This window comes from Melaminivora alkalimesophila (assembly GCF_000282995.1).
In the GTDB taxonomy this organism is placed as follows: domain Bacteria; phylum Pseudomonadota; class Gammaproteobacteria; order Burkholderiales; family Burkholderiaceae_C; genus Melaminivora; species Melaminivora alkalimesophila.
In genome coordinates, this window is record NZ_ALEE01000074.1 from 1 (window position 1) to 357 (window position 357).

At 76.2% G+C, this 357-nt stretch carries 1 protein-coding gene; it reads left to right on the forward strand.

Annotated elements, in window-relative coordinates; genetic code table 11:
* A partial coding sequence (gene gspM / locus A612_RS00910; protein WP_019372740.1) for a type II secretion system protein GspM occupies positions 1-357 on the forward strand: 357 nt, incomplete at both ends.

Genomic DNA, 357 nt, shown 5'->3' on the forward strand with positions numbered 1-357 from the left:
TGCGCGGCTCGTCCCTGCGCCATGAGGAACTGGATGCCCGGCTGGCGCGCATGCAGGCGCTGCAGGCCGAGGCACAGCAGCTGCGCGCGGCGCCGCGCCCGCGCGACCCGGTCGACGCCCCTGCAGTCCTGCGCACGGGCATCGCGCAGCACCTGCCACAGAGCGCTCAGCTGGCCATCGCCGGCGACCGCGCCACGCTCCGCCTGCAGGCTGCACCGGCCGAAGCCCTGGCGCAGTGGCTGGCGCAGGTGCGCGCCAGCGCGCACGCCATCCCCGTGCAGGCGCAGCTGCGGCGCAACCCGGCAGATTCCGGGCGGTGGGACGGCACGCTGGTGCTGGCACTGCCCTCTGCGCCAT